Raw genomic sequence first — 26,534 nt, forward strand, 5'->3', positions numbered from 1 at the left:
AAGTTATTAGTTTTTGTTCAAGCAAATCTAATAAAAATTAAACATAATTTCATAATTTTGTCTATATTTTTTTACGAATGATTCAACAAAAGACATTGAATTTTGCGAAACTGAAGGGTAGCATGATAGTGGTTACCGTTTTCGCGCTTTGGTTTTCTGTGTTTTTTGATGATTATGTGGAAACGGTACTTTCATATGTATTGATTATGAGTTTCGGTGTTTTGCATGGTGCCAATGACATCCGATTGATTCAAAGTGTTACTTCAAATAACTCAAAATCAGCATTTATAAGGGTTGTACTAGCTTATGTTCTTGTAGTTGCTGGAATTTTGACCCTGTTCTTTGTCTTACCTGTTTTGGCCCTTGGTTTGTTTGTTCTTATTAGTGGGTATCATTTTGGAGAACAGCATTGGTCCAAAAGTCTTTTGGTTCATTCTTCTTGGAATGTACTTTTTTATACGTTTTATGGATTGTTCATTTTGTTTATGATTTTTTACCTAAAGAGTGAACAAGTAATACCTATATTAGAAGGTATTTTAAAGATTTCTGTAGTGACTGAGGTCTTGGGCTATACCCTCCTTTTTAGCGGGTTTAGCCTGTTGGTTTTTGGAATTTTCTACTACAACAAGGGCTTGGTTAAGAGTAATCTTTGGGAAGAGCTTTTTGTTTTGTTGGTCTTCTTTGTCATCTTTAAAACCGCTTCGTTGTTATGGGGGTTCTGTATTTATTTTATTGTTTGGCACAGTATACCTTCTTTGAAGGACCAAATGGATTATCTGTATGGAGAGTCAAGTTGGAGAACCTTTGGCAAATACATCAAGGATTCTATCCTATATTGGGCCGTGTCCATAATAGGATTATTGATGCTTCTCTGGTTTCTTAAGGATAGTTCGGAAAACATGGTCGCAATTTTAATCTATTTTTTAGCGGCCATAACCTTTCCTCACGTATTTGTAATGTCCAAATTGGAGAAAAGACCCTAAAAACTCACTCTAAAGCTGAGGTTTGGAGTAATGCCCAATGAGATGTTCTCTACCGTTTCAATTTGATTGTCATCTGCCACTCTATAGTAGGTATTCAAGATATTCTTACGGTCGGTCAGGTTTAAGACAGAGATTCCCGCATTGGCCTTGACACGTCGGCTAATATCAAACTTATAAATCGCAGAAGCATCTACTCGAAGATACTCTGGTAATCTACTTGAATTTGGTTCTTGAAAATTAATTTGTGCCGGAAAGACCGAAGTATTCAGTGCTTCATCACCCTCTTGTGGTTCAGTAAAGGGTCTACCGGTTCTATAATTGATTCCTAAACCCAATTTGAGTTTTTCGTAGGTATACGTGCTTGCAAAGGTGAGCGTATGGCGAATGTCCAGATTATTGGGAAAGCTATTGGGGTCGATTGTGGTAAAAGTGTAATCGTTTTTATTGAACGTATAGCTGAACCAAGTGCTGTAGTTTCCACCACGCTTGTTGATAAGTAGCTCCACTCCTTGAACATCATAAAGACCGATTTCACCATTGAATTGGTTTTGGTTTTGAAATCCTTGGGTGCTGGTACTAATACCGTCCACTCGCTTGTAAAACCCTTCTATGCCAACGTAAAGGTCGTTCTTTTCATAATTAAGCCCTACTGATGCCTGTTTGCTCTGAGTTACTGGAAGCGCATTGTCATCTGATAGCACCCACCGCCTTTTTTCAATACCCAGAAAGTTTTGTTCCAAATCCACAACTTGATTGGTGGTCTGACTTTTGAACTCACCCAATACTTGTGCCCTTAAATAGTTGGCCACTCTAAAATTGATATTTAGTCTTGGTTCTATCAGAAACCTATTGAAAGTGCCTAAGTTTTCAATATAATTGACACGAGCACCAATCCTCCCAATAAAGTGTTTGTTTTCTGTGGAATAGAACAAATCAGTGTGGGGAGCATGAATACGGATTACGCCTTTAACATTGCTCGAAAACTGAGGCTGATTGATGATAGTTCTATTTCTGATTCCCGTCTCAATGAATTGATATCCGTTGTTCCAACTCAAGCGTTCTGCGATTGTATAAGACGAACCCAGTTTTAATGCTGTTTCTTCTACCTGATTGTTTTGAAACAACAACTGAATTTGATTGGCAAAAAGATTCTGAGCATCCAGGTTATAATTGGTATAGTAAAAGTTGAGATTGCTTGAAAACTTATCTGTCCATTGACTCGCTAGTTGAGCTCCCGCTGAAAAATTGGTCTGGTCTAAAAGACTGTTGGTAGTTTCATCATTGTCCAGATTGGTTTCCTCAAAATTCAAATCATTATTGATGTTGATAAAATTCAAGCGCAGTTTATGACTTTCATTGATGTCATAGAGTAGCTTGGCCGTAAAATCGTAGAAGAAAAAATTTTCTTCCCTGCTAAATGCTTGGGCCCGTCTCATATTGTTTTCATCAATTACCTCACTGTCTTGAAAAGCTCTATCAAAAAAGCGATCATAGGTAGGAGTGTTCAAAAAGTCTGTAGTGGAACGCCGTGCGGAAAACTGAAACGCCAGATTCTGCTTCAATGGGATTTGACCATAAAGGTCGCCACTTATAAAATTAAAACCAGCTCCACCAAAAAAAGTGTCCGATATTTCATTGTTGGTCTCCATCTGGATAACACTGCTCACACCATCACCATAATTCGCAGGAGTTCCATTTTTTATAATAGTGACTTTATCCGTTAAGTAAGGATTAAACGCAGAAATCAGTCCAAAGAAGTGTCCGGATTGATACATTTTAATGCCATTCCAAAGAATTAGATTTTGGTCATTGGTACCACCGCGAACGTTAATGTCAGAAACGGTTTCATCTATACTTTTAATACCTGGCAAAGCCTGCACGGTCTGAAGCACGTCTGGTTCAATAAGGCCTGGTAAGATACCGAAGTCTGCTGTGTTGAGGGTAATACTTGCATCTTCTTCCTTGATTATGCCCGTGGTCAGAAATTTGTAAACCGTAACCTCCTTAAGCTGTTGGTAATTCTGGGCCATCAATGTTTTTGGACAATCTTTTCCTGAAATCAATTTTTCAACCGAAACATATTGGGTGATATAGCCCAAAAATCGAATTTTTAATGAAGCCTTTCTCGGAACATCCCTAAGTTGAAAATTACCTTCCATATCGGTGGTGAGGGCAATTTCTGAATCCAAAACTTCGACTGTCGCCCCCATGACGGTATTTTCAGCAAAATTGTCCAGCACTCTTCCACAGACATCAACCAAACTTTCCTTGACTATTGAATAATATCGGTCACTTAGTTTTTCAAGCTTTATTTGAAATTCGGCTTCCAAGTACGAAATAACATCTTCCAAAGCGACAAGGTTGCTAGGAATGGTTGTATTGAAGTCCTCAATGTCTTGGTTTATGTATGAAAACTTTATGTTGAATTGCTCTTCAAGGTCCTTTAATATGTTAACCACAGGGCGTGAAGAGTTGGGTGAAGTCTGTGCCACTAAAGAAAACGGCAAAAACAACACAAGTGCAAAGCAGAACCTTCTAAAACTACTGATTTGTGTTCTCAGCATAGAAAAGTACGTTATTACCCTCAGTTTTGAATTTGATTCTAGATGGGGTAGCTATACTTTTTAACGCCATTTTTAAGTCTGTGTTGCTAAACGTACCTGTAAAAAGTAGATTAGTGTCTACATTTTCGGTATTTACTGAGATATCGAATTGTCTTTCAAGCTCATTGAAGACATATTTTAAGGGAATGCCGTCAAAAGAACTCTCGTTTCTGGTCCAAGAAGGTTGTAAAGCATCGGATTTCTCCACATCCATAACCTTACCATCTATCACCAAAAATGAGGTTCCAGCGGGTAATTTTTTTGTGATGTCCTCAAATGTCACCTGTACAAGGCCTTCGTAACAATTCACTTCAAAGAAACCATCCCTATTTTCCACATTGAATTGCGTTCCCAATACGGAGACGCTTCCTTGGGAGGTTTTGACCGTAAACTTCTTTCCTTTCGCTACTTTGAAGAAAGCTTCACCTTTTAAATTGATTTTTCTACGGGTATCCCAGTTTTTTTCATTGAAAGTGACTTTAGAATCAGCATTCAATATAACTTCAGAATTATCTGGGAGTACAACCTCGGTATTTTCCGCAAGCTGACTTGAGTATGAGGTGTTGGAAAGATTAAGGTACAAATAAGAACCTGTAATTAAGATGGCAATGGCAGCCGCAATACGCAAGAATCTTTTATAAGGTTTCAGTGCTATAACCTTAGGTGTATTCTCCGAACGTTCTGTCTGTAAACGATTTAATGCTTCTTCCATGTCAAAATCGGGAGCTCTTAAAGAAGCGGAAACCTCTTTAAGTCTTTTGTATGAAGCATACTCCTCGGAGGCTTTGAACTTAATAAGTTCTTCTTCCGAAAGTTCATCATTAAGCCATTTTGCCAAATAATTATCCTGCATGATTTCTAGGCTTTACCTTAATATAACAACTCAGTTTTAAAATACCCTACCTCAATCAATTAACAATATTCAATATGTGATTAAAAACGGTTTTTCTGAAATACCATTTGTCGGGTAATTGAAATTGTAAATTGTTCAAATTCCATCAATCTCTTCTCTAAGCGATTTTAACGCCAGGTGCATTCTTTTTTCAATAGCTTTAACACTAACCCCTTCCATTTCAGCTATCTCGGCATATTTTTTTCCATCGATTCGATTTAACAAAAAAGTGGTTCTCTGATTTTCTGGCAAACGGTTAAGTGCATTGTCCAATTTTTGCTTATACTCTTTTTCTTCAAGCAAAAATTCTGGGGATTCATTGGATTGTTCTTTATTCGGTTCAGCATATTTTAATCGCACTTTCTCCGCTTTGATAACATTTAAGTACATATTGTTGGCCACGGTATACAAATACGATTTCGCTTTCTCGGGAGAAACCTTACTGCAGTTCTCCCAAAGTTTTACAAAAGCCTCCTGTACGGCATCATGTGCCTTCTCTTCGTTACCGAACTTATAATATATGAAGTTAAACAGCGTTTTTGAGTTAGCTCTGAAAATCGAGCTATATACCTGGTCTTCACAAACATTGCTCATTTATAGCGGTGTGTTGGTATTCAAATATATTTTAAAAAAATGGAAGGCCAAGTAGGGTTTTTTTTTAGATGATTGTTCTAGAAGTGTACCAGGAAACAAAAATCCAAATCGTTATGAAAAATCTATTCAACAAACTAGTACTAACAAATCTCCTTTTTATAGCCTTGCTATTTACTTCTTGTCAAGAAGAATTTGAAGAAGTTGGAGGAGACACCCAAGAAACTATCGCTGCCAATTCAAATACGGCTGTTCTGATAGAAAACACGGCAACCAATGATGGTTCCTTTGACAATATTGTTGACGGAGCAAGTTGCTTGGCCATTAAATTTCCCTATACTGTAGAAGTAAATGGTATTCAAATCACCATAGACTCCAGAGAAGACTTGCACATCATTGAGGAAATCTTTGATGAAATTGATACCGATGACGATATCTTAGATATCATTTTCCCTATTACCATTACACTTGGTGATTTTTCGGAATTGGTTATAGAAGACTTTGAGCAGTTACGTGAACTCGCTGCCCAATGTACTGAAGGCGGGGATGATGATGATATAGAGTGTATTGACTTTGTATATCCCATTACGCTGTTCACATTTGATATTAACGAGCAACAGACTGGAGAAGTTACTGTAAGCAGTGACATGGAATTGAGAAGGTTCTTCGCTGGTTTGGAAGATGATGAACTAGTAAGTATTCAATTTCCTTTGACGTTGAAAAAGTTTGATGGAACCGAAATCGTTGTGGATAGCAATGCAGAATTGGCAGCAGCTTTAGAGCGTGCCAAGGATGAATGTGATGAAGATGATGATGACGATTTCAACGATGATGACTTCACTAAAGAAAGACTTGACCATTTATTGGTAGAATGCCCATGGGAAATCCGTGAAGTGATTCGTATGAGCATGGATCAAACTGGACAATATCTTGAAAACACCTTGACATTCGCTGAAAACGGTAGCGTTACTTATCAATCTCCAACAGGAGGTATGGTTACAGGTGAATGGTCAACTAGAGTTACCGATAACGGTATAGCGCTAAATCTTGAGTTTGAACAATTGACGGACTTCACTTTGGAATGGATTGTATATGAAATTGGAGACCATAAAATAAAACTGTACTCCGATGACGGAAACAAAATCGTATTGAGACAACATTGTCCAGATGACGGTAATGGAGATGATGGCAATGGCGGTAATGGTATTATCAGCGTAGAAACTTTGACAAACGCCTTATTGGAATGTGATTGGATTATTAAAAAAGTTACCAATCAAGGAGAAGAGATTGAAAGGCTTTTAGGTTACGAATTCATCTTTGTTGAAGATGGTACTTTGACCATAGGTAATGGTATCACATCTTTCTCAGGAAATTGGGAGATAGTATCCAATGATGATAACGTTCGTACTTTGAAAATAAACATAGGTGATGAGGCTGCGGTATCTTTTGATTGGCCGTTGACCGAAATTGATGGACCAAGTATCGTTGGAACGACAAGATTAGTGTTCAAGGATGAAAATGCCGACTATAAGATGGTCCTTGAAAAAGTTTGTAACGACAACGCAGATGACAATGATGTCGCTGAAATAAGAAACATCGCTTTGGGAGGTGGTTGGAACGTAGCTAGCTATGTCAAGGATGGAATGGATATGACTGCAGATTTCAACGATATGGACTTTAACTTTTCCAATATGCATCAATTGGAAGTTTCCGTAAACGATGTTCCAATAGCGGTAGGTCTATGGAGAGTTTTGAGAGATACGGATGAAGAATTGAAGTTCTTCATAAACCTTGAAGAAAATGCAACTTTAGCCGAACTGACAGACGCTTGGTATATCGTTTCTGTAGAAAGCAACAGAATTGAATTGGCTTACGAGGATGAAGAAGCAACCGAAACTTTGGTTTTTGAAAAACCATAACCAATTTTCCCCAATAGTCACGAAAAGGACAGTCCTCCCCAAGGCTGTCCTTTTTGCTTGTTAAATATTTCACAAACCAAGGAAGCGAGGTAGGGATTTTAATATTTAAAACGTTTCATAGGAACAAGAGAGTAAAATCTCAGCGAAGAGTAAACAATTGCTGTAACACAAAACAAAATGAAAATGAAACACTTAAAAAACCTATTCCTTGCTATTCTAGTCCTCAATTTAGTATCGTGCAGCGACGATGACGACTCAAACGGAAACGGAAACTTTGACAGTACAGATGTAACGGCTTTGACAAGTGCCGTAAGTAACGCAACTTGGCGTATTACCCAATTTATTGATGACGGTCAGGATGAGACCAGCGATTTTGATGGAGTCATATTCACGTTTAACGCAGATGGCTCTATTGACGTCGAAGATGGTATGGATGCCTTCACCGGTACATGGACCGTTGAGTTGGATGACAGTGATTATGATGACGATGATGATCTAGATGAACTTGAATTCGAAATATCATTTTCGCTATCCAATGATTTTGATGATTTAAGCGAAGACTGGTACGTAATCGAATACAGTACCAACCGATTGCGCTTGAGGGAAGATGATGATGACGATGACGACGATGATTTGTTGACTTTCGAAATCATACAGTAGATACCTGCAATACAATTATCATAAAAGAGCGCTTTAAAAGCGCTCTTTTTTATTTCAAGACAGCTAATTGTGCTTCCCAGAGGTTATTCTTAACTTTGTCCCTCTTCAAAAATGACATAAGTAGATGTTCGATAATTTAAGTGATAAGCTCGATAAGGCCCTACACGTACTCAAGGGCCATGGTCAAATAACAGAGATAAACGTAGCGGAGACCATTAAGGAAATCCGAAGGGCTCTGTTGGATGCGGATGTCAACTTTAAAATAGCCAAAGAATTTACCAATAAGGTCAAGGAAAAAGCTCTGGGCCAAAACGTATTGACCAACCTACAGCCGGGCCAACTCATGGTCAAGATTGTAAAGGATGAGTTAACTGAACTTATGGGTGGTGAAGCAGAAGGCATTGACCTTTCGGGAAGCCCTTCCGTGATTTTGATGTCAGGTCTTCAAGGTTCGGGTAAAACCACTTTTTCCGGTAAATTGGCCAACTACCTTAAAAACAAAAAGACCAAGAAACCACTTTTGGTGGCTTGTGATGTCTACCGACCTGCAGCAATTGACCAATTACACGTGGTTGGTGAACAAATAGGAGTAGAGGTATATTCGGATAGAGGGAATAATGATCCGGTTGCGATTGCCAAAGCGGGTATCCAGCATGCTAAGAGCAATGGATGCAATGTAGTGATTATCGATACCGCAGGGCGATTGGCGGTTGACGAGCAGATGATGACCGAAATTGCGAACATCCATAAGGCTGTTACACCACAAGAAACTTTGTTTGTAGTGGATTCCATGACGGGTCAAGACGCAGTGAACACTGCAAAGGCTTTTAACGATGTGCTGAATTTTGATGGGGTAATTCTCACCAAACTGGATGGTGATACACGTGGTGGTGCGGCCATCTCCATTAAATCGGTTGTTGACAAACCTATCAAGTTCATTGGTACAGGTGAGAAGATGGAGGCGATTGACGTCTTCTATCCTTCAAGGATGGCTGACCGTATTTTGGGCATGGGTGATATGGTTTCGTTGGTGGAAAGAGCCCAGGAACAATTTGATGAAGAACAGGCTCGAAAGATTCAAAAGAAAATTGCGAAAAACCGTTTTGGTTTCGATGACTTCCTAAGCCAGATTCAGCAAATCAAGAAAATGGGGAACATGAAGGACCTCATGGGAATGATTCCTGGCGTTGGCAAGGCCATGAAGGGGATGGATATTGATGATGATGCCTTTAAGCACATTGAGGCGATTATTCATTCCATGACCCCGGATGAGCGCTCCAACCCTTCCAAGCTTAATGCGAGCCGCAAAAAACGAATCGCTTTGGGTAGTGGAAGGTCCATTCAAGAAGTGAATCAACTACTGAAACAATTTCAGCAAATGAGCAAAATGATGAAGATGATGCAAGGTGGAGGGGGCAAAAAGATGATGCAGATGATGCAAAACATGCGATAGATAGCAAATTCCAAATAGAGACAAAAACACGATGGAAATACTGGACGGGAAAAAAGTATCGAACGACATCAAGGATGAAATAGCCGCTGAGGTAAAAAAAATGAAGGAACGGGGAGAAAAGGTTCCTCATTTGGCCGCTGTTATTGTTGGAAACGATGGAGCTAGCTTGACCTACGTAGGAAGCAAGGTTCGTGCTTGTAAGCGTATCGGGTTTGAATCCACACTCATTCAATTGCCCAATACCACTAGCGAAATTGAGTTATTAAAAACCATAGATGAACTCAACACCAATCCAGATATTGATGGTTTTATCGTTCAATTACCATTACCGGACCAAATAGATACCCAAAAAGTCATCATGGCCATAGATCCAGATAAGGATGTGGATGGTTTCCACCCTACAAACTTTGGAAAGATGGCACTGGATATGAGTACGTTCATTCCAGCCACACCTTTTGGGATTTTGGAATTATTGGAACGATACAAGATTGAAACCCAAGGGAAACACACTGTAGTCATTGGTCGTAGTCATATCGTGGGTCGACCCATGAGCATATTGATGGGCAGAAAAGGATTTCCAGGAAATTCAACGGTAACTCAAACCCATAGCCGTACTAATAATATTGAGGAAGTTATTGCCCAGGCGGATATTGTGATTTCCGCATTGGGAATTCCCCATTTTGTAAAGGCAGATATGGTAAAGGATGGAGCTGTAGTTATTGATGTGGGGATTACCCGTGTACCTGATGAAACCAAAGAAAAAGGGTATTACATCACCGGTGATGTAGATTTTGAAAGTGTAAGCAAGAAAGCTTCGTATATCACACCCGTGCCTGGTGGGGTAGGTCCTATGACCATTGCAATGTTGTTAAAAAACACCTTGTTGGCCAGAGAGAGACATAGGGCTAAGGCTAGTTAGGAACCTTTTCTTCTGATTTAAGTAAAACGCTACCTTCCTCTTCATCCGGGGTCAACACTTCGAACTCGGTTTCGCCCTCATCATTTGTGCAACTTCCTATGGCAAAACCAGCGAAAATCAAAGAAACCAATAGTAGAATAGTTTTCATGTTTGGTAATTTTTGGGGTATAACCATACTTATTTGAACGCCAATACAGGTCGTTTCATATTCAGAACCAGCACTTTTCGATGAACGGAGTATGTGGGGCTTGATTTGAGTTGTAAAAATCTACGCTTAAAATGCGTATCTTCAAATCAAACAACCTAAACATGAAATCACAGCTAACCCTATCATTTCTTATTGCCGTTTTTCTATTTTCTTGCCAACCAAAGAATGACACAGGAGCCATTGTAGAAGTTTCTTTTTCAGATACTGTAAATGACGAAGGTTTAGATGGTCGTTTGTTATTAATGTTTGCTTCAGATGAAACTAAAGAGCCTCGGTTCCAAATCAACGCAGGATTGAATGCGCAACCGATTTTTGGAATGGACGTGGAAGGCATGAAACCCAATGAAAAGAAAACATTTGATAGTTCTATTTTTGGTTTTCCATATACAAGCTTGAAGGAGCTTCCAGACGGAGAGTATTATGTTCAAGCCCTTTTACACATTTATGAAACATTTGATTTGTCAACTGGCCATACCGTCAAATTACCTATGGACAATGGAGAAGGGCAACAATGGAATCGTTCTCCAGGAAATATTTATAGTAAACCGATAAAGGTTGAAATAAACAATGGGCAGATTCCACCAATGGAATTGGTTATGGATGAGATAATTCCCCCAATAGAAGAGCCTGAGGATACTGAATGGATAAAACACATTAAGATAAAGTCCGAAAAGCTATCAGAGTTTTGGGGACGCGATATGTACCTGGGAGCGCACATTCTTTTGCCCAAAGGGTTTGACGAACATCCTGAAGCCAAATACCCCCTTATGATTTTCCATGGTCATTTTCCTTCCGACTTTGGAGGTTTTAGGACCACTCCTCCTGACCCGGACTTAAAACCAGATTATTCGGCAAGGTTCGATGTACAAGGCTATAATATTATCCAGCAACAGGAAGCATATGATTTTTACAAACGTTGGAATGAACCCGATTTCCCTAGGTTTTTAATCATTGAGATTCAACACCCCACACCTTATTATGATGACTCTTATGCTGTCAACTCAGCTAGCCAAGGACCTTATGGTGATGCCATAACCCATGAGCTTATCCCTTATATTGAAAAAGAGTTTAGGGGAATGGGCGAGGGCTGGTCGCGCTTTTTGTATGGCGGTTCCACAGGTGGCTGGGAAGCTTTGGCTGTTCAGGTCAAATATCCGGATGAATACAATGGTTGTTTTGCTGCTTGTCCGGACCCTATTGATTTTAGGGCCTATTGCTTAACAGATATCTATGAAGATAAAAACGCGTATTTCTACCCTTCTGAACATAAAAAAACAGAAGTTCCAGGTCATCGCGATTATTTAGGGCACGTTCAAAACAGTACCAGAGAGTACAATCATTTGGAATTGGTATTGGGCACAAAATCTCGCTCAGGCCAACAATGGGATATTTGGGAAGCGACCTACTCCCCTCAGGGCGAGGATGGTTATCCAGAACGATTGTGGGACAAAATGACTGGGGATATCAATCATGAGGTGGCCGAATACTGGAAAGAGAATTATGATTTACGATATATTTTGGAGCGAGATTGGGATAAATTGGGAGAGAAGCTAAAGGGTAAGATTCACATCTATTGCGGGGATATGGATAACTATTATCTAAACAATGCCGTGTATTTGATGGAAGATTTTTTGGAAAGTACCACAGAGCCTTACTATGAGGGTGAGGTGGATTATGGCGATAGGGCAGAACACTGTTGGAATGGAGACCATGAAAACCCTAATCATATTAGTAGGTTGCGATACAACTCCATGTACGTGCCAAAAATTATGAAACGGATTATAGAGTCTGCCCCCCAAGGTGCAGATTTAAGCAGTTGGAGGTATCAATAATGAACAGGTCGAATAAAGTTGCGTGGTTTGTATTTGCTTTTTTGGCCATAGGTGTTGGCCTATACCCATTGCTCTATCTTGTGTCAGATGGCAAAATGGGACTGTTATTAAGCAAAAGTGACGCACTTTTGGCAAATACCCTGTGGAATATTGGTTTTTACGGCCATATCACCTTTGGTGGAATCGCGTTGCTCACTGGCTGGTCTCAATTCAGCCAAAAGCTGAGAAAGAAAAGGCTCCATTTGCATAGAAATCTTGGAAAAGTATATGTAGTCTCTGCTTTGATCAGTGGAATATGCGGAGTGTATATTGGCTTTTATGCTACGGGTGGAGTGGTAACCTCTGTTGGTTTTATTGCCTTAGGAGTGATTTGGTTGTTTACCACGACGAAGGCCTATTTGGCTATTGGAAACAAGGATTTGTCCTTGCACCAGGGCATGATGATTTATAGTTATGCCGCCTGTTTTGCGGCCGTTACATTGCGAATATGGTTGCCTCTGTTGACTGCAACACTAGGAAGCTTCATCATTGCCTACAAAATAGTGGCATGGTTGTGCTGGGTTCCCAATATGATTTTCGCCTATTACTGGATACGAAAAAAGGGAATACAGATAGGATGAGCTTATTTCGAAAATAACTGTCCCATATCCTTGAAGGCTTTAAACTCCAATGCGTTTCCAGCGGGGTCCAGAAAAAACATAGTAGCTTGCTCGCCTACCTCACCTTCAAAACGAATGTAGGGTTCAATGATAAACTCCACATTTTTTTCTTTTAACTCGGTGCTAAAGGTTTGAAAAACATCCCAAGGCAAGATCACGCCATAATGGGGAACAGGGACGTTTTTTCCATCAACAGGGTTCGTATGCAGCTCTTCCTCAGATTTTGGTTTGTAATGAATGACCAGCTGATGTCCAAATAAATTAAAATCTACCCAATGATCGCTGCTGCGTCCTTCTTCGCAACCCAAGACTTCACGGTAAAAAGTTCTGCAATCATTCAAATTATGCACTGGAATGGCAACATGGAAGGGTGTAATAGTGGACATGACAAACTCTTTTAGGGAAATTTACCCTTTCTTTTTCAAGCTTGCAAAAAATCTATAATCTGATTGTTTACATCCTCTTGATGCATGGAATGACCCAATCCTTCGGTACTTATCAACTGACTGTTTTTCCAATTTTGATGCACTTTCTCTGAAGCATGATAAGGAGCAATGGCATCCAAACGGTCATGGAACAATAGGCCTTTCTTAGCATTGGATTTGGCAAATTCCGAGGTGGAAAACTCTCTAATGCGGAATCCAAATCGATTATATATGTAGCTATCTATATGTCCCATAAACCGGTCACTGAATTTCAAAATGCTTTGATATTGATCCATTATCTCGTGAAATTCCGAGGGAGCCCCAATAGTTACCATCTTTTCGACTTTGGGATTTGGATTTTTATACTCGTTGAACATCAAAGTCATTCCGCCCACCGAATGGCCTATTACGTATTTTGGGTTATGCTTTTGAATCATATGATGCACAGCTTCTTCGTACAAGGGAACGTACAATAGCTTTCCAGAAGAATGCCCGTGCGAGGGTGCATCAAAAGAAATGATGTTGAAATCAGCCTCTCTAAGTTTTTTAATGAGATTTCTCCAACGAAAAGTATTGCTCTCCCATCCGTGAACCAGCAAGACAGTTTCCTTTGAACCAGGCCAAGAATAGGTTTGCAATTGATGTTCTGAAACTTCTTCTACTCCATTCTTGGCATTTTCCAGATATTCCGATTGTTGGGGCAAAACCCTTCCTTTTCTAACCGTACAAAACAAAACAAACGCTTTGTGCGCTGTTTTTTGTGGTGCAAAAAAGGACAGAAAGTTAAAATACTGACCATAGAGCGGGGGCAGAATTTTGGTGATGATTTTTTTCATATGGTTACTTTTTGTAACTTACTCTTCTATAGAGAGTAAAAATAAGAGTATTTTTTGATTTTTTTCAAAGTAACCCGCATAGAATCAAGTGATAAAATGGAAACTACAATTGATAATCAGAAAGTTAGAATTACAAAAAAGTTAGAAAAAATGTTCGGACACATTGATTACAAGAACCCTCCGGAGCTTTGCCCAGTTAGGGATGTAATGTCCGTTGCTTCAGACCAGTGGAGTGTATTGATTATTTTGTGGCTGGGTTATTTTGAAACACTTCGTTTCAATAAACTTAAGAAATACGTCTATGGCATTTCAAATAAAGTACTGAGCCAACGCCTAAAAGTTTTGGAAGCCGATGGCTATATTTCCCGTAAAGCATATGCTGAGGTTCCGATTCGCGTGGAGTACAGCTTAACAGAATTTGGGCATTCTTATGTGGAAAAGTTGCTCGAATTGACGGAATGGATGCAAATGAACTGTCCTAAGGTGATGGCAAATCGAGAGAAATACGGGTTGCTCTAGTCACGTACTCGATTCCAGATATCCAAGAACATTTTCCAATCTCCACCCTCTTTTTTCCAAACCACTACATGTTTTCCTTCCTAAAACAATAGGTAGGTTGTTAGGAAACATTTTGATATTTTAGGTGTAGCTTTGTGCCATAGTCTCATAGTCTTTGTTTATATAAACTTTGGAGAAATTTTGAACGGCCTGTTGTACTTTGGTTTTTTGAGATTAGTCTTTGGATAGCAATTTACCATTGGAGCAATCAATTTTCCATGTTGGAAACACTACCGATTCCGTTTTGTCAACCCATTCTCCAATCCATTTAAACCCTTTATCATCGATATCATAAAAGGATAATCTGTAATACCCATCCATACCATTTGGAGCCTTTTGTTCTCTATACAATACTATTTTTCCATCCTCCTTTTTATTGCCTTCCCATGTAGGCAATGTTGGCGAGGGAGCCGAAGTGCTATAATAATGTACGTACCATTTTGTGCTATCTGGAATAAACTGTCTTATACTGCCAGAGTGACTTCCATCTTTTTTCAGGGTTTCATCCTGCACAGCAGTTCCATTCATAATATATTTGAACTTCCAAACCATGTCTTCGGGTTCTGCCCAAGTTCGGTCAGGCTTTATAGTTTCTGATTTACAATGGCATTCCCCAATCAATGGGGCAAAGTCCAAAAGTTGCGTTGGTGCTTCTGGGTTTGGCAAGCCATAAGGATTTACTTCCGAAGGTTCATATATGAACTGTGCACTTGTATAAATTGGAAACAATAAAAAAAGAAGGATAGATTGAACTTTCATGTTGTTTTGATTGATTATCACAAATTACCAATAAATCCTTAATCACAAAAAAAGCATCGATTCTAGCTTTCCCTATGAACCTTTGTTATACTAAAAGCAGGCAAGCAAATGGCTACATATTCGCATTCTTCATTAAATGGATTGGAGTATTGAATCCGGGTATGCTTACTGACCTTAATGGATTCACCAGCTTTAAGAACAATTTTTTCATCATCAATTATAAACTGTTTTCTGCCTCGCACCACTAAAGTATATTCATCAAACTCCGGGGTTTGAAAAGGTTCGCTCCATCCTGGAGGCGCTATCATATGGGCAATGCTTAAGTTGCCATTCCCATCTGTGGCAAGCCCGAAATGCTCCGCAATATGTTTACCGTCATTCGTAGGAACTATGAAAGGGGTTTGTTGGAGAGTGTATTTTTTACTCATATCCTAATTTTAATCCCAACCAAGCATAAGGTATTTGATTTTTGCATCCTCAGGAATCTGAACCTCTTCGATGTTTGAAGTAGTGTATCTAAGATTGGCCGGAAGTTCTGCTTTATCCAAAGTAAAGTAGAGATTGCTTTCCTTTGGAAATATGACCACGCTGTTAAAAGTGGTAACTATTTTCTTAATCGGATGATTGGCTTTAATATCCCTAAAGGTACTTTTAAGTCCAATTCCTTTTTCAGAAAGGTATCGGGAATCAAAAATTCGGATATTCTCAACCGTAGGGACACTATCCTGATTTGGAGTTAGCGTCAAAAGATGTTTCCCTCCTTTTTCAAAAACCTCGATTTTATTGAAAGCATCTCCAATTCTAGTATTAGAGCTATCTCGAACTACAGAATCTGAGGCAAAAACAGTTTCAATATCCGCTATAGGAGTTTCTTTTGACAATGGACCTATTTTATTCTCACGAATTAGAAAGGTTTCGTCCTTTTCGGCACAAGAGGTTACTAGTATTACCGATAGGATGGTGAATACGAAAGATATTTTTTTCATGGTTGATTTTATCGGATAACTTTTTTCAATACTCCAAGAACCCCACGGATAAAAGTAGCACTGGTCAATACCTTTACTACCGGGTTCATACGAGTACTTCGGCTTCGGGATGAGGTCCTTCGTGTTTTGGTTTTTTGCTCTTTTTCTTTTTCGGCCTCTTTTTCAGCTTTTTCAATTTTTTCATTCAATACCTCATAGGCACTTTCCCTGTCAATTTCTTCATTGTATTTTTTGACCAGTTTGGATTTTCCAATCGCCTCATCCAGTTCGGCAGGTGTAAGCACGTCCATTCTACTCATTGGGGCTCTTAGCATAGTAGCGGCCAATGGGGTGGGTCTTCCTTTTTCGTCCAGAGCGGAAATGAGGGCTTCTCCAATTCCAAGGGAGGTCAAAACTTCCTTGGTATCATAAAACTCAGAATCTGGATAGTTTTCCGCAGTTAATTTGATAGCCTTTCTGTCTTTGGCAGTAAATGCGCGAAGAGCATGCTGTACTTTCAGTCCAAGTTGTGCCAGAACGTCATCAGGAACATCGGTTGGGTTTTGAGTTACAAAATAGAGCCCTATTCCTTTAGAGCGAATTAGTTTTACGATACTCTCAATCTGGTCCAGCAAAGCCTTGGAAGCTTCCTTGAAAATAAGGTGGGCCTCATCAATAAATAAAATGAGTTCAGGTCTGTCGCTATCACCTTGTTCAGGGAACGTGCCATAAATCTCTGCCAACAAACTCAACATAAAGGTTGAGAATAACTTGGGTCTATCTTGAATGTCGGTCAAACGGATGATATTGATATATCCCCTGCCATTTTCATCTATTCGTACCAGGTCATCCACTTCAAAAGATTTTTCTCCAAAGAAAAGCTCGGCCCCTTGTTGTTCCAGCTCTATTATTTTTCTTAGGATGGTACCTGTTGAGCTGGTGGAAATTCTTCCATATTGGGACTGAAATTCTTTTTTCCCTTCACCTGTGGCATATTGTAACACTTTTTTGAAATCCTTTAGGTCGAGTAATGGCAACTTATTATCATCACAATATTTAAAAACCACTGCCACAATCCCCTCTTGAGTCACGGTCAAATCCAAAATTCGGGAAAGAAGCACAGGGCCGAATTCAGAAACTGTTGCTCTTAACCGAACTCCATCCTGTTCTGAAAGTGTGAGAATTTCAACCGGAAAACCCTTGGGTTCAAAGGGTAATCCAATTTTTTCATGGCGCTCATCGATTTTGGGATGCCCCGGGCTGGGTTGGGCGATACCGCTTAAATCTCCTTTGAGGTCCATTAGAAGCACGGGAATTCCCTTGTCGGAAAGATTTTCAGCAATAACCTGAAGCGTTTTGGTTTTTCCTGTTCCAGTTGCTCCAGCAATAAGTCCATGCCGATTTAACGTTTTTAAAGGCACTTTTACAAAGGCATTTTTTACGGTCTCTCCATCAACTATGCCTGCGCCCATGGTTACGTAATCACCTTTGGTGGTATACCCCTTTTCTATATGTGATAAGAAATCCTCTTTCCGACTCATCGAGTTCATTTTCCGATAAAAATAGGGTAATTTTAAAGAATTCTAAAAATGCCAAAATGAAACAAAAACCATCTTTATTTCTGTTCTTTACCTTATTTGGTTTGATATTCTCCGTTCATGCTCAGGAAAGTAATGAAATCATCTTTCACAAATCTCCGGACCCAAAAAGGCAAAAGGCGCCATTTAGCGAAACGGTTCAGGCAGGTAATCTGTTTTTTTTGGCAGGGCAGATTGGAATGGACCGAAGTGTGGGCAAATTGGCGGAAGGAGGTATTCAAGGTGAAACCGAGCAGGCCATTAAAAATATTCAAGGCGTATTAAAAAGGCATGGTTTGACTTTGGACAATGTGGTAAAATGTACGGTTATTTTGAGCGATATAAATGACTTTAGGGCATTTAACGAAGTTTATGTGAAATATTTTACAAAAAAGCCCGCCCGTACAACCTATGCTGCGGCCGGTCTGGCAGCCAATGCGAAGATTGAAATTGATGTGATTGCGGTTAAAGAATAGCACACAAATAGCTGCAACTTACAACCCTTTAAGCCTTATCTTTGCTGAATGGTTTCTGAAGAAATTATGGACTTGGTAAATCAAGGGACAATGCTCCCTTTGATGGAAGAGTTTTACACTATCCAAGGAGAGGGCTACCACAAGGGTACTGCAGCTTATTTTATACGAGTTGGAGGCTGTGATGTGGGTTGCCATTGGTGTGATGTTAAAGAAAGTTGGAATGCCGAAACGCATCCACCCATCTCCGTCGATGCCATTGTCGAAAACGCAACTAAACATTCGGATACTATTGTGGTAACGGGAGGAGAGCCTTTGACTTGGGACATGAATCCTTTGACCCAAGGGTTGAAAGCCCAGAATTTGCAAACCCATATCGAGACTTCTGGAGCCTATCCGCTGACAGGTACTTGGGACTGGATTTGTCTATCTCCCAAAAAGAACAAATTGCCGGTGGGCGAAATATATAATAAAGCCCACGAGCTAAAGGTAATAATCTACAACAAGCACGATTTTATCTTTGCCGAAGAACAGGCCGCTAAAGTATCTCAAGATTGCATACTTTATCTTCAACCTGAATGGAGTGTTAGAGAAAAAATGATTCCTCAAATAGTGGAGTATGTCATGAAAAACCCGAAATGGAAGGTGTCTCTACAAACTCACAAATATTTGAATATTCCCTAGGGTTAGCGACCCCCGTTCCCTTGCAAGTCCAAAATACATTCATCATCCAATAAAGGAACGACATCTGATGTGCGCGCCAACGTCCTGTCCTGTAAAATTTTCATTAAGGCATTTCCATCCAAAGTACAGGCGGAGGATAAAGTTTCTCCTTTTTCAGTTAAAGCTACCAACCCTCTCGCAGCGGGACTTCCAAATTCTAATCGGGCTTGCATGAGACAACCTGGTACATTACAATGATTCGGTGCATCCATATCCTCATGGTCATTGATTGGTTCAGTACCCAAGTTGACCAATCCGAAAAGATGCCCAAATTCATGATTGAGAGTAGCCGTCTCAACATCAGTCAGCGTAACAGGGGCGCCGCTATTATCAGGTGGGGCCAATTCTCGTATAGTAGATTCGAAAATCACCATTGAAGTATTTCTAAAAACAGCTCCTAGGGTAACCGTACTTTCTTCCTCATCATCTTCATCAGAAGGAGCATTGGCAAAATAAATATACACAGCTAGAGTTCTTCCATTGTTGAAAGCCGTTCTATTGGCTTGCTCCAAACTGTCTATTTGCTGTAAGGTGAGAGTTTCTTGGTTTGGGGATGGGAATTGATTGAATATAATTTCAATATCTTCTTTAAAAGAGTGAAGTCTCACAAAATCCTGAAAATTTGAAATGGTTTCGGCAGTAGGTCTAAAACCGGGCTGATGTGCAATTTCAACTTGTATCCTATCAAAGTTGGTATTGGCCAAAAGATCATTGGCGGAAGCCCCGGTTGCCAAAAGGTTACCTGACCTATCTACATTTGGTGGAGGAGGTGCTGGGGTTCCTGTCCCCGAGTTTGGTGGGATTTCTGAAGTATCGCTATCAGAGGAACATCCAATAAAAAGTCCTAAAAGAACCAAAAGGAGAAATAGATTTTTCTTTTTCATTTCAGAGATTATTTCAATTCTAAACGCAATTTTATAAGAGTTTATTCCCTATTTAAGAGAAAGTTTAGCTAAATAGTCGTAATGTTCTCCAGATATTACAAGTTCACATTTCAGGTCTATAGAATTACAACATTCCTTTAAACTGTTGAAATCCAGATACAACCAATCAAATGCTTCTCCTCTTTGACCTTTATACTCCATAGAGAAAGTGACTTCTCCGTAGTACACTGTATCACCCGGAATCCATATACCACCATCTTCGTCCTGCTCAAACATGTAAATGATATCACTGGAATCCAATAAGATTTGACCATCGGGTTTGAGCAATTCTTTTAAGTGCTTCAAAAACCCTTCCAAACATGATAACTTCCCTGCCAAACCTATTCCATTCATCAATAACAGCAGGGTGTCAAATTGTTTATCGTTATAGTTTTGGATTTCAGAGTGAACCACTGATTTGAGCCCTCTAAGTTTGCAAACTTCAATAGCTCCATAAGACGAGTCTAGCCCGGTAACAGTATGACCCTTTTCCTGTAAATAAAGACTATGCGAGCCTGCTCCACAACCTACATCCAACACTTTTCCAAATGCAAGTTCTAATGCACGTTGTTCTATTTTGGGCATTTGTTCAAAGGTTCTAAACAAATAGGGAAGTGGAATGACATCCTGTTCATCTAGAGAAGAAAGAGTCACAATGTCCTCAGAATACCTACCATCATGATAGTCCAACAGGGCATTCCCTAAAATATCTTTATTGAAAAGCACTTCCATATGATGAAATAAGACCGTATTAGTTGCTTAAGGTTTAAATGAAATCAGTTTTTTAAGTTTGCTTATATGAAAGAAGAATTGGAGCAATTGGGCGAGAAAGCTAGTGAAAAGCACTTGGAAAACAAGAAATTCTTTGCAAAACTCAAAAAGAAACCTCCAAAGCAGCTGGATTATCTTATGCAGGAGCTTCATGAACAAGAGTTCCAGAGTACCGATTGTCTCGATTGTGGAAATTGTTGTAGAACCACAGGGCCTCTCTTTACCCGGATGGATATTGAGCGCATTGCCAAACACTTAAAAATACGCCCTTCAAAATTCATAGATGAATACCTTCGCGTAGATGGAGAGAATGACTATGTACTTCAGCAGGTACCCTGCGCTTTTTTGGGAGCGGATAATTATTGTTCCATTTACAAAGTTAGGCCCAAGGCTTGCCGTGAGTTCCCACATACCGACAGAAAGAAGTTCCATCAAATCTCCCATCTCACCTTAAAAAACGTAGCAATATGCCCGGCAGCGTATAATATTGTGGAAGAAATGAAGAGAAGAATCAAGATATAGCGATTTCTTATCTTTGAGAATATGGAACAGATTATTACCTACTTTGAAACAATTCCTCCATTGCACAGAAGTTTGATATTGGTCGGAGGCATCACTTTTTTTTGGATTCTGGAAGGAATTGTCCCTCTTTTCAATGTCCCTTATAAAAAATGGAGACATTCAGTCCCCAATTTCTTCTTCACACTCACTACTATTATTGTCAATTTTCCTTTGGCTTTTTTGTTGCTAAAAACGTCCGATTGGGCGGTGGTCAACGAATTTGGAATTATAAATTGGTTGCCGGAAATGCCTCTTTGGCTTTACGTTTTGTTGGGTGTTTTGTTTTTGGATTTGATAGGAGCCTATACGGCGCACTGGGTTGAACATAAGGTAAAACCACTATGGATGGTTCATTTGGTGCATCATTCAGATCATAATGTGGATACCACTACCGCCAATAGGCACCACCCTTTGGAAAGCCTTATTCGCTACACGTTTACTCTCATAGGTGTTTTTGTTGTGGGAGCTCCCATCGGAATAATCATGTTATATCAAAGTTTATCAGTGGTATTGTCCCAGTTTAACCACGCCAACATTAAATTGCCCAAAAAGGTGGATGATGCCATTAGTTGGGTAATTGTAAGTCCAGACATGCACAAAGTGCATCATCACTACCAATTGCCTTATACCGATTCTAATTACGGGAATATCTTTTCCATTTGGGATAGACTTTTTGGTACCTATATGACTTTGGATTCTGATAAAATTGTTTACGGGGTGGACACTTTTCCGGATGAAAAAGAAAATGCCAGTGTCATTGGTTTATTGAAACAGCCATTTCACAAATATCGAAGACCTACTACCGAGAAGGCAGAGGCTTCTTAATACCCATTTTTTCTTTTGGCGCAATTTCAGGAAAAGGAAATTCAATGTGAAGATGGGTTTGTCCTCAAAGCACGTCTTTTTTCTCCAGAAAAAGATAAAAAGGGTAAAATTCTAATAATCAATTCTGCAACGGCTGTAGGTCAGAATCTTTACGCCAATTATGCTCAGTTCATGGCAGAAAATGGATTCCATGTCCTTACCTATGATTATCGTGGTATTGCCGAGTCAAGGCCGAAAAAACTTAGAGGATTTTATACTTCTTTCACCGATTGGGGTGAAAAGGATGTAAGTTCGGTCTTAGTCTATGCAAAAGAGAATTTTCCAAATTTTCCAATCAATATTTTAGGACATAGTATTGGAGGTACGCTGATAGGCATGACTCCAAGGTCAGATTTAATTGATAAGGCAATGACCATAGGCGCCCAAACTGCATTCTATAAAGATTGGGGAAAAGGACGATTGAAATTATACTTTCTATGGCATTTAGTTTTTCCCTTGGTGACCGACTTGGTAGGTTATTTTCCCGGGAAGAAACTCGGCTTGCTTGAAGATGTTCCCAAAGGAGTGGTGCAACAATGGCACGCTAGACGCAAGAATCCCAGCATGATAAAGCAACTTGAGTCTAAAGGGATAAATACCTATTTCGCAAAGTATAAAAGAGACCTTCTTACCCTGGCAATATCAGACGATCCAATTGGAACTGAACCTGCTTTGAAACGAATCCATGTTTTGTTTGAAAATGCTCATAGAACTTGGGAAACAGTCAGACCTATCGATATCAATGAAAAAGAAATAGGTCATTTTGGTTTCTTCCGAAGGAAATTCAAGGAGACATTATGGACAAAAACGTTGATATGGTTTGAGAACCACTGAAAAACTATTCGTAAAGCAAATACTTTTTGCGCACTTGTTTAAAGGTTACAAGTTCTTCCAACCAAGATTTTTTAATTTCTTCTTCAGAAAGACCTGCCTCAATTTGCTTTTGAAGCTCTGAAGTTCCTGAATGTTTGGTGAACGAATCCGTTTTAAAGAATTTTGATTTGTCCACAGAATTTGAATACGCTTCAATGAGCCATTTAAGGGAAATGGAATTCATCCTGTTGTGAGAAGAGAGGTCTTCTCCAAAACACTTTTTGTTTTCTTCCTTAGGATATTTTGAACCAAAATTAGGTTTTGGAATATAACTAAAATCGTAGGCCATGCTATCCAAGAATGAAGCCCCATAGCGTTGAAACTGGTATTCTGTTCCTCGCCCTGCGTTAACATTTGTTCCTTCAAAAAGGCCTAAACTTGGATATAAGTTAATAGAAATATCATTGGGCAAATTGGGTGAAGGCCTTATAGGTAAAGAATAGGGAGTTTGGTGTGTGTAGTTCTCTAAAGAAATAACGGTTAGGTCAGCTCTTATTCCATCGGACAACCAGCTCTCTCCATTTAGCATTTGTGCATATTCACCAACAGTCATTCCGTATACCAAAGGTATCGTCGTCATTCCCAAAAAACTAATATGCTCTTTTTGCATGGTGGGTCCATCTACATAATGTCCGTTGGGGTTGGGTCTATCCAAAACAATAATAGGTACGTTGTTTTCTGCACAAGCTTCCATAACCAATTGTAAGGTTGCGATATAGGTATAAAACCGTACTCCCACGTCTTGAATGTCGAACACAACAACATCTAAACCCTCAAGTTGCTCTTTTGAAGGTTTTTTGTTTTTCCCATAAAGGGAAACAATCGGCAACCCTGTTTTTCTATCTAACCCATCGGCCACTAACTCGCCGGCATCTGCTTTTCCACGAAATCCATGCTCGGGTGCAAATACTTTTTTGATTTCGATTTGATGGGAAAGCAGTGAATCTACCAAATGGGTGTATCCTTCATCCTTGAAAATAACACTGGTGGGATTTGCAACAATGGCTACACTTTTATTTTTTAGCAAGGGAAGGTATTGGCTGGTTCTATTGGCTGCTACAATGATACTCTTGTGGGTTTCCTTTTCAGAAACCGCGACAATGGTGTCTTGGTTTTGGGTTCTTCCTTTGCACGCAGAAATGAGCAAAAACAAACAGAAAAATGTACTTTTGAGAACCGATAAATTGGGCATCCGTTGAATTTAGAACTATTTATTGCCAAGCGCCTGATTACAGGAAAGGAACATAAAATTAGTATTTCCGCTCCTATAATAAAAATTGCCATTACGGCTATTGCCATTGGTATAGTTATGATGCTCATTGCCATTGCCACTGGGGTAGGGCTTAAACATAAGATTCGCGAGAAGGTGGCGGCGTTCAATGGTCATATTCAAATCTCCAACTACGACAATAATGCATCAGAAGTATCGGTGGTGCCTGTTTCGCTGGAACAAGAGTTTTATCCCGATTTTGATATTGCGGAAGGAATTGACCACGTACAGGCCGTCGCAACCAAAGGAGGCATTATTCGCACCGAAGATACCTTTGAAGGGATGCTTGCAAAAGGCGTAGGCACTGACTACAACTGGACTGTTTTTGAAGAGTATCTTGTAGATGGTCGATTACCGAGTTATACAGGTAAACTCAACGATGAGGTATTGGTTTCCCGTTTAATGGCCAATCGCTTGCAATTGAAGGTAGGAGACTCTTTTTTTTCCTTTTTCCTAAAGGAAGATGATCCTTCCAAAGTGCCTAACAATCGTCGATTTAAAATTGTTGGCATTTATGACAGTGGTTTTGAAGAATTTGATGCAACCTATGTTTTTGTGGATATCCGACATATTCAGCGCATGAATAAATGGAAGGCCAACCAGATTGGTAATTTTGAGGTTTTCCTTTCCGATTTTGATGAAATGGAAGCAAAGACCAACGAGATTTATGGAAAGACCATCTCAAGTCTGGATACCCAAAATATCAAATCAAAATACTTTCGCATTTTCGAGTGGATAGGACTTTTCGATTTCAATATTGCGCTCATCATTGGCATAATGGTCATTGTTGGGGGAATCAATATGATTACGGCACTTTTGGTATTGATATTGGAACGCACTCAAATGATAGGTGTCTTAAAAGCCTTGGGGTCGGAGAATTGGAGTATCCGAAAGGTGTTTCTGTACAATGCGGCCTATTTGATTTCCATTGGTTTGTTCTGGGGCAATCTCATAGGGTTATCCTTGCTGTATGTTCAGCATCGTTATCGTCTTTTTAAATTCCCAAATCCTGAAGAATACTATATTGAATACATACCCATATTTATAGATGTTCCTACCGTGATAATGTTGAACTTAGGAGTTATGCTGCTCTGTTTGTTGATGTTGCTGATACCTTCCTATATCATCACAAAAATAAGCCCTGTTAAGGCCATGAAGTTTGAATAATGGCTTTTCCTGATTTTTCATAATAATCAACAGCAATTTCTCTTAAAACAGATGGTTGACCTTCCCAAAAAACTATCTTTGTGCCGATTATGGAATACGCAAAAAATATTTTAGAAACCATTGGGAACACCCCTTTGGTTAAGTTGAATAAATTGACTGCTGATTTACCTTGTTTGGTACTTGCAAAATATGAAACGTTTAACCCAGGGAATTCTGTAAAAGACCGTATGGCCTTGCAAATGGTTGAGGACGCTGAGGCTGATGGACGATTAAAACCGGGTGGAACCATTGTTGAAGGAACATCCGGAAATACAGGGATGGGCTTGGCCTTGGCAGCAATCGTTAAGGGTTACAAAATGATTTGTGTCACAACGGACAAGCAGTCCAAAGAAAAAATCGACATTTTAAAGGCAGTGGGTAGCGAGGTTCATGTATGTCCAACCGATGTTGCACCAGATGACCCGAGAAGCTATTATTCCACGGCAAAAAGATTGGGAGAGGAAATTCCAAATTCTTGGTATGTCAATCAATATGATAATCCTTCCAATGCCAAAGGACATTACTTGAGTACGGGTCCCGAAATCTGGGAACAGACGGATGGTAAGGTCACCCATTTTGTTGTTGGGGTTGGAACCGGTGGAACCATATCTGGAGTTGGAAAATTCCTTAAGGAACAAAATCCTAGGGTAAAGGTTTGGGGAGTGGACACCTATGGCTCAGTATTTAAAAAATACCATGAGACCGGGATTTTTGACGAGAAAGAGATTTACCCCTATATCACCGAAGGTATAGGCGAAGATATCCTCCCTAAAAATGTGGATTTTCATATTATAGATGGCTTCACCAAAGTGACCGACAAAGATGCTGCCGTTTACACCCAGAGATTGGCAAAAGAAGAGGGAATGTTCTTGGGAAATTCAGCTGGAGCCGCAATCAAAGGAGTATTGCAGTTAAAAGAACACTTTAAAGAAGATGATGTTGTGGTCGTGTTGTTTCATGATCATGGAAGTCGTTATGTAGGAAAAATGTTCAATGACGACTGGATGCGTGAACAAGGCTTTATTAAATAG

At 39.6% G+C, this 26,534-nt stretch carries 28 protein-coding genes; 15 read left to right on the plus strand and 13 right to left on the minus strand.

What is annotated here, in order from left to right; genetic code table 11:
- Positions 1-77 precede the first annotated feature (77 nt).
- Complete coding sequence (locus tag CLV81_RS10480) at positions 78-983, plus strand: Brp/Blh family beta-carotene 15,15'-dioxygenase (RefSeq protein ID WP_106145088.1); 906 nt, start codon at positions 78-80, stop codon at positions 981-983.
- Here the strand turns inward: CLV81_RS10480 and CLV81_RS10485 are convergent.
- From CLV81_RS10485 to CLV81_RS10495, 3 genes are all read right to left on the minus strand, one after another.
- Complete coding sequence (locus tag CLV81_RS10485) at positions 980-3,547, minus strand: TonB-dependent receptor (RefSeq protein WP_106145089.1); 2,568 nt, start codon at positions 3,545-3,547, stop codon at positions 980-982. The genes CLV81_RS10480 and CLV81_RS10485 overlap by 4 nt on opposite strands.
- Entirely contained in the window at positions 3,525-4,439 is a 915-nt protein-coding gene (locus tag CLV81_RS10490; protein ID WP_106145090.1) for a FecR family protein, read from the minus strand. The genes CLV81_RS10485 and CLV81_RS10490 overlap by 23 nt, the downstream gene beginning before the upstream one ends.
- A gap of 135 nt (positions 4,440-4,574) precedes the next feature.
- Positions 4,575-5,072: an RNA polymerase sigma factor gene (locus CLV81_RS10495; protein ID WP_106145091.1), complete on the minus strand. Its 498-nt coding sequence runs from the start codon at positions 5,070-5,072 to the stop codon at positions 4,575-4,577.
- A 113-nt stretch (positions 5,073-5,185) separates the two neighbouring features.
- On the opposite strand from CLV81_RS10495, the gene CLV81_RS10500 reads away from it, so the two are divergent.
- The 4 genes from CLV81_RS10500 (at position 5,186) to CLV81_RS10515 (ending at position 10,020) form a co-directional block, all read left to right on the plus strand.
- Positions 5,186-6,988 (plus strand): hypothetical protein, encoded by a 1,803-nt coding sequence (locus CLV81_RS10500; protein ID WP_106147461.1) that lies wholly within the window; start codon positions 5,186-5,188, stop codon positions 6,986-6,988.
- A gap of 183 nt (positions 6,989-7,171) precedes the next feature.
- Complete coding sequence (locus tag CLV81_RS10505) at positions 7,172-7,648, plus strand: hypothetical protein (RefSeq protein WP_146129880.1); 477 nt, start codon at positions 7,172-7,174, stop codon at positions 7,646-7,648.
- Positions 7,649-7,772: 124 nt separating this feature from the next.
- Complete coding sequence (ffh, locus tag CLV81_RS10510; RefSeq protein WP_106145093.1) at positions 7,773-9,101, plus strand: signal recognition particle protein; 1,329 nt, start codon at positions 7,773-7,775, stop codon at positions 9,099-9,101.
- A 31-nt stretch (positions 9,102-9,132) separates the two neighbouring features.
- The gene (locus CLV81_RS10515; RefSeq protein WP_106145094.1) at positions 9,133-10,020 is read left to right on the plus strand and encodes a bifunctional 5,10-methylenetetrahydrofolate dehydrogenase/5,10-methenyltetrahydrofolate cyclohydrolase; all 888 of its coding nucleotides are present in this window, start codon (positions 9,133-9,135) and stop codon (positions 10,018-10,020) included.
- On the opposite strand, the gene CLV81_RS20570 is transcribed toward CLV81_RS10515, so the two are convergent.
- Entirely contained in the window at positions 10,013-10,168 is a 156-nt protein-coding gene (locus CLV81_RS20570; RefSeq protein WP_158259111.1) for a hypothetical protein, read from the minus strand. The genes CLV81_RS10515 and CLV81_RS20570 overlap by 8 nt on opposite strands.
- Before the next feature lie 161 nt (positions 10,169-10,329).
- Between CLV81_RS20570 and CLV81_RS10525 the strand changes: the two genes are divergently transcribed.
- Together CLV81_RS10525 and CLV81_RS10530 are read left to right on the plus strand one after the other, a co-directional pair.
- Positions 10,330-12,060, plus strand: coding sequence for an alpha/beta hydrolase-fold protein (locus CLV81_RS10525; protein ID WP_106147463.1), 1,731 nt, complete (start codon positions 10,330-10,332; stop codon positions 12,058-12,060).
- Entirely contained in the window at positions 12,060-12,680 is a 621-nt protein-coding gene (locus tag CLV81_RS10530; protein ID WP_106145096.1) for a DUF2306 domain-containing protein, read from the plus strand. The genes CLV81_RS10525 and CLV81_RS10530 overlap by 1 nt, the downstream gene beginning before the upstream one ends.
- A gap of 2 nt (positions 12,681-12,682) precedes the next feature.
- Here the strand turns inward: CLV81_RS10530 and CLV81_RS20705 are convergent, their stop codons facing one another.
- Positions 12,683-13,105 carry a VOC family protein gene (locus tag CLV81_RS20705; protein ID WP_158259112.1) on the minus strand — a complete coding sequence of 141 codons (423 nt, stop codon included), beginning with the start codon at positions 13,103-13,105 and terminating at the stop codon, positions 12,683-12,685.
- A 35-nt stretch (positions 13,106-13,140) separates the two neighbouring features.
- Complete coding sequence (locus tag CLV81_RS10535; protein WP_106145097.1) at positions 13,141-13,980, minus strand: alpha/beta fold hydrolase; 840 nt, start codon at positions 13,978-13,980, stop codon at positions 13,141-13,143.
- Positions 13,981-14,130: 150 nt separating this feature from the next.
- Here CLV81_RS10535 and CLV81_RS10540 point away from each other — a divergent pair, with 150 nt between their 5' ends.
- Positions 14,131-14,499, plus strand: a complete 369-nt coding sequence (locus tag CLV81_RS10540) for a winged helix-turn-helix transcriptional regulator (protein WP_245911985.1) — start codon at positions 14,131-14,133, stop codon at positions 14,497-14,499.
- A 213-nt stretch (positions 14,500-14,712) separates the two neighbouring features.
- On the opposite strand, the gene CLV81_RS10545 is transcribed toward CLV81_RS10540, so the two are convergent.
- The 4 genes from CLV81_RS10545 to CLV81_RS10560 form a co-directional block, all read right to left on the minus strand.
- Entirely contained in the window at positions 14,713-15,297 is a 585-nt protein-coding gene (locus CLV81_RS10545) for a hypothetical protein (protein WP_106145099.1), read from the minus strand.
- A gap of 62 nt (positions 15,298-15,359) precedes the next feature.
- Positions 15,360-15,725, minus strand: coding sequence for a cupin domain-containing protein (locus CLV81_RS10550; protein ID WP_106145100.1), 366 nt, complete (start codon positions 15,723-15,725; stop codon positions 15,360-15,362).
- Between the two features lie 9 nt (positions 15,726-15,734).
- The gene (locus CLV81_RS10555; RefSeq protein ID WP_106145101.1) at positions 15,735-16,283 is read right to left on the minus strand and encodes a hypothetical protein; all 549 of its coding nucleotides are present in this window, start codon (positions 16,281-16,283) and stop codon (positions 15,735-15,737) included.
- Positions 16,284-16,291: 8 nt separating this feature from the next.
- Positions 16,292-17,803: a helicase HerA-like domain-containing protein gene (locus CLV81_RS10560; RefSeq protein WP_106145102.1), complete on the minus strand. Its 1,512-nt coding sequence runs from the start codon at positions 17,801-17,803 to the stop codon at positions 16,292-16,294.
- Positions 17,804-17,859: 56 nt separating this feature from the next.
- On the opposite strand from CLV81_RS10560, the gene CLV81_RS10565 reads away from it, so the two are divergent.
- Both CLV81_RS10565 and CLV81_RS10570 read left to right on the plus strand, forming a co-directional pair.
- The gene (locus CLV81_RS10565; RefSeq protein ID WP_106147465.1) at positions 17,860-18,315 is read left to right on the plus strand and encodes a RidA family protein; all 456 of its coding nucleotides are present in this window, start codon (positions 17,860-17,862) and stop codon (positions 18,313-18,315) included.
- A gap of 48 nt (positions 18,316-18,363) precedes the next feature.
- Complete coding sequence (locus tag CLV81_RS10570) at positions 18,364-18,996, plus strand: 7-carboxy-7-deazaguanine synthase QueE (protein WP_106145103.1); 633 nt, start codon at positions 18,364-18,366, stop codon at positions 18,994-18,996.
- A 2-nt stretch (positions 18,997-18,998) separates the two neighbouring features.
- On the opposite strand, the gene CLV81_RS10575 is transcribed toward CLV81_RS10570, so the two are convergent.
- A complete protein-coding gene (locus CLV81_RS10575) occupies positions 18,999-19,919 on the minus strand; it encodes a hypothetical protein (RefSeq protein ID WP_106145104.1) in 921 nt (306 codons plus the stop codon).
- A 48-nt stretch (positions 19,920-19,967) separates the two neighbouring features.
- Positions 19,968-20,690, minus strand: a complete 723-nt coding sequence (locus tag CLV81_RS10580) for a class I SAM-dependent methyltransferase (RefSeq protein WP_106145105.1) — start codon at positions 20,688-20,690, stop codon at positions 19,968-19,970.
- A gap of 66 nt (positions 20,691-20,756) precedes the next feature.
- Between CLV81_RS10580 and CLV81_RS10585 the strand changes: the two genes are divergently transcribed.
- Genes CLV81_RS10585 through CLV81_RS10595 form a run of 3 tightly spaced genes read left to right on the plus strand, consistent with a single transcriptional unit; the run spans position 20,757 to position 22,988 of the window.
- Complete coding sequence (locus CLV81_RS10585; protein ID WP_106145106.1) at positions 20,757-21,251, plus strand: YkgJ family cysteine cluster protein; 495 nt, start codon at positions 20,757-20,759, stop codon at positions 21,249-21,251.
- Positions 21,252-21,272: 21 nt separating this feature from the next.
- Entirely contained in the window at positions 21,273-22,115 is an 843-nt protein-coding gene (locus CLV81_RS10590; protein WP_106145107.1) for a sterol desaturase family protein, read from the plus strand.
- A gap of 15 nt (positions 22,116-22,130) precedes the next feature.
- Positions 22,131-22,988: an alpha/beta hydrolase family protein gene (locus CLV81_RS10595; RefSeq protein ID WP_106145108.1), complete on the plus strand. Its 858-nt coding sequence runs from the start codon at positions 22,131-22,133 to the stop codon at positions 22,986-22,988.
- 4 nt (positions 22,989-22,992) lie between these two features.
- Here CLV81_RS10595 and CLV81_RS10600 read toward each other — a convergent pair whose 3' ends face one another.
- Positions 22,993-24,219: an exo-beta-N-acetylmuramidase NamZ family protein gene (locus tag CLV81_RS10600; protein ID WP_106145109.1), complete on the minus strand. Its 1,227-nt coding sequence runs from the start codon at positions 24,217-24,219 to the stop codon at positions 22,993-22,995.
- A 3-nt stretch (positions 24,220-24,222) separates the two neighbouring features.
- Here CLV81_RS10600 and CLV81_RS10605 point away from each other — a divergent pair, with 3 nt between their 5' ends.
- Together CLV81_RS10605 and CLV81_RS10610 are read left to right on the plus strand one after the other, a co-directional pair.
- Positions 24,223-25,464, plus strand: a complete 1,242-nt coding sequence (locus CLV81_RS10605; protein WP_106145110.1) for an ABC transporter permease — start codon at positions 24,223-24,225, stop codon at positions 25,462-25,464.
- 89 nt (positions 25,465-25,553) lie between these two features.
- Entirely contained in the window at positions 25,554-26,534 is a 981-nt protein-coding gene (locus tag CLV81_RS10610; protein WP_106145111.1) for a PLP-dependent cysteine synthase family protein, read from the plus strand.

Source organism: Flagellimonas meridianipacifica (genome assembly GCF_003001695.1).
GTDB lineage: Bacteria > Bacteroidota > Bacteroidia > Flavobacteriales > Flavobacteriaceae > Flagellimonas > Flagellimonas meridianipacifica.

Bases quoted from the DNA above. Each gene is read 5' to 3' on its own strand.
- CLV81_RS10550 (WP_106145100.1), bottom strand. From the start codon at position 15,725: ATGAGTAAAAAATACACTCTCCAACAAACCCCTTTCATAGTTCCTACG.
- CLV81_RS10590 (WP_106145107.1), top strand. From the start codon at position 21,273: ATGGAACAGATTATTACCTACTTTGAAACAATTCCTCCATTGCACAGA.
- CLV81_RS10500 (WP_106147461.1), top strand. From the start codon at position 5,186: ATGAAAAATCTATTCAACAAACTAGTACTAACAAATCTCCTTTTTATA.
- ffh (WP_106145093.1), top strand. From the start codon at position 7,773: ATGTTCGATAATTTAAGTGATAAGCTCGATAAGGCCCTACACGTACTC.
- CLV81_RS10480 (WP_106145088.1), top strand. From the start codon at position 78: ATGATTCAACAAAAGACATTGAATTTTGCGAAACTGAAGGGTAGCATG.
- CLV81_RS10525 (WP_106147463.1), top strand. From the start codon at position 10,330: ATGAAATCACAGCTAACCCTATCATTTCTTATTGCCGTTTTTCTATTT.
- CLV81_RS10545 (WP_106145099.1), bottom strand. From the start codon at position 15,297: ATGAAAGTTCAATCTATCCTTCTTTTTTTATTGTTTCCAATTTATACA.
- CLV81_RS10535 (WP_106145097.1), bottom strand. From the start codon at position 13,980: ATGAAAAAAATCATCACCAAAATTCTGCCCCCGCTCTATGGTCAGTAT.
- CLV81_RS10570 (WP_106145103.1), top strand. From the start codon at position 18,364: ATGGTTTCTGAAGAAATTATGGACTTGGTAAATCAAGGGACAATGCTC.
- CLV81_RS10490 (WP_106145090.1), bottom strand. From the start codon at position 4,439: ATGCAGGATAATTATTTGGCAAAATGGCTTAATGATGAACTTTCGGAA.
- CLV81_RS10505 (WP_146129880.1), top strand. From the start codon at position 7,172: ATGAAACACTTAAAAAACCTATTCCTTGCTATTCTAGTCCTCAATTTA.
- CLV81_RS10495 (WP_106145091.1), bottom strand. From the start codon at position 5,072: ATGAGCAATGTTTGTGAAGACCAGGTATATAGCTCGATTTTCAGAGCT.
- CLV81_RS10565 (WP_106147465.1), top strand. From the start codon at position 17,860: ATGAAACAAAAACCATCTTTATTTCTGTTCTTTACCTTATTTGGTTTG.
- CLV81_RS10575 (WP_106145104.1), bottom strand. From the start codon at position 19,919: ATGAAAAAGAAAAATCTATTTCTCCTTTTGGTTCTTTTAGGACTTTTT.
- CLV81_RS10540 (WP_245911985.1), top strand. From the start codon at position 14,131: ATGTTCGGACACATTGATTACAAGAACCCTCCGGAGCTTTGCCCAGTT.
- CLV81_RS10515 (WP_106145094.1), top strand. From the start codon at position 9,133: ATGGAAATACTGGACGGGAAAAAAGTATCGAACGACATCAAGGATGAA.
- CLV81_RS10560 (WP_106145102.1), bottom strand. From the start codon at position 17,803: ATGAGTCGGAAAGAGGATTTCTTATCACATATAGAAAAGGGGTATACC.
- CLV81_RS10600 (WP_106145109.1), bottom strand. From the start codon at position 24,219: ATGCCCAATTTATCGGTTCTCAAAAGTACATTTTTCTGTTTGTTTTTG.
- CLV81_RS20705 (WP_158259112.1), bottom strand. From the start codon at position 13,105: ATGTCCACTATTACACCCTTCCATGTTGCCATTCCAGTGCATAATTTG.
- CLV81_RS10580 (WP_106145105.1), bottom strand. From the start codon at position 20,690: ATGGAAGTGCTTTTCAATAAAGATATTTTAGGGAATGCCCTGTTGGAC.
- CLV81_RS20570 (WP_158259111.1), bottom strand. From the start codon at position 10,168: ATGAAAACTATTCTACTATTGGTTTCTTTGATTTTCGCTGGTTTTGCC.
- CLV81_RS10485 (WP_106145089.1), bottom strand. From the start codon at position 3,547: ATGCTGAGAACACAAATCAGTAGTTTTAGAAGGTTCTGCTTTGCACTT.
- CLV81_RS10530 (WP_106145096.1), top strand. From the start codon at position 12,060: ATGAACAGGTCGAATAAAGTTGCGTGGTTTGTATTTGCTTTTTTGGCC.
- CLV81_RS10585 (WP_106145106.1), top strand. From the start codon at position 20,757: ATGAAAGAAGAATTGGAGCAATTGGGCGAGAAAGCTAGTGAAAAGCAC.
- CLV81_RS10610 (WP_106145111.1), top strand. From the start codon at position 25,554: ATGGAATACGCAAAAAATATTTTAGAAACCATTGGGAACACCCCTTTG.
- CLV81_RS10555 (WP_106145101.1), bottom strand. From the start codon at position 16,283: ATGAAAAAAATATCTTTCGTATTCACCATCCTATCGGTAATACTAGTA.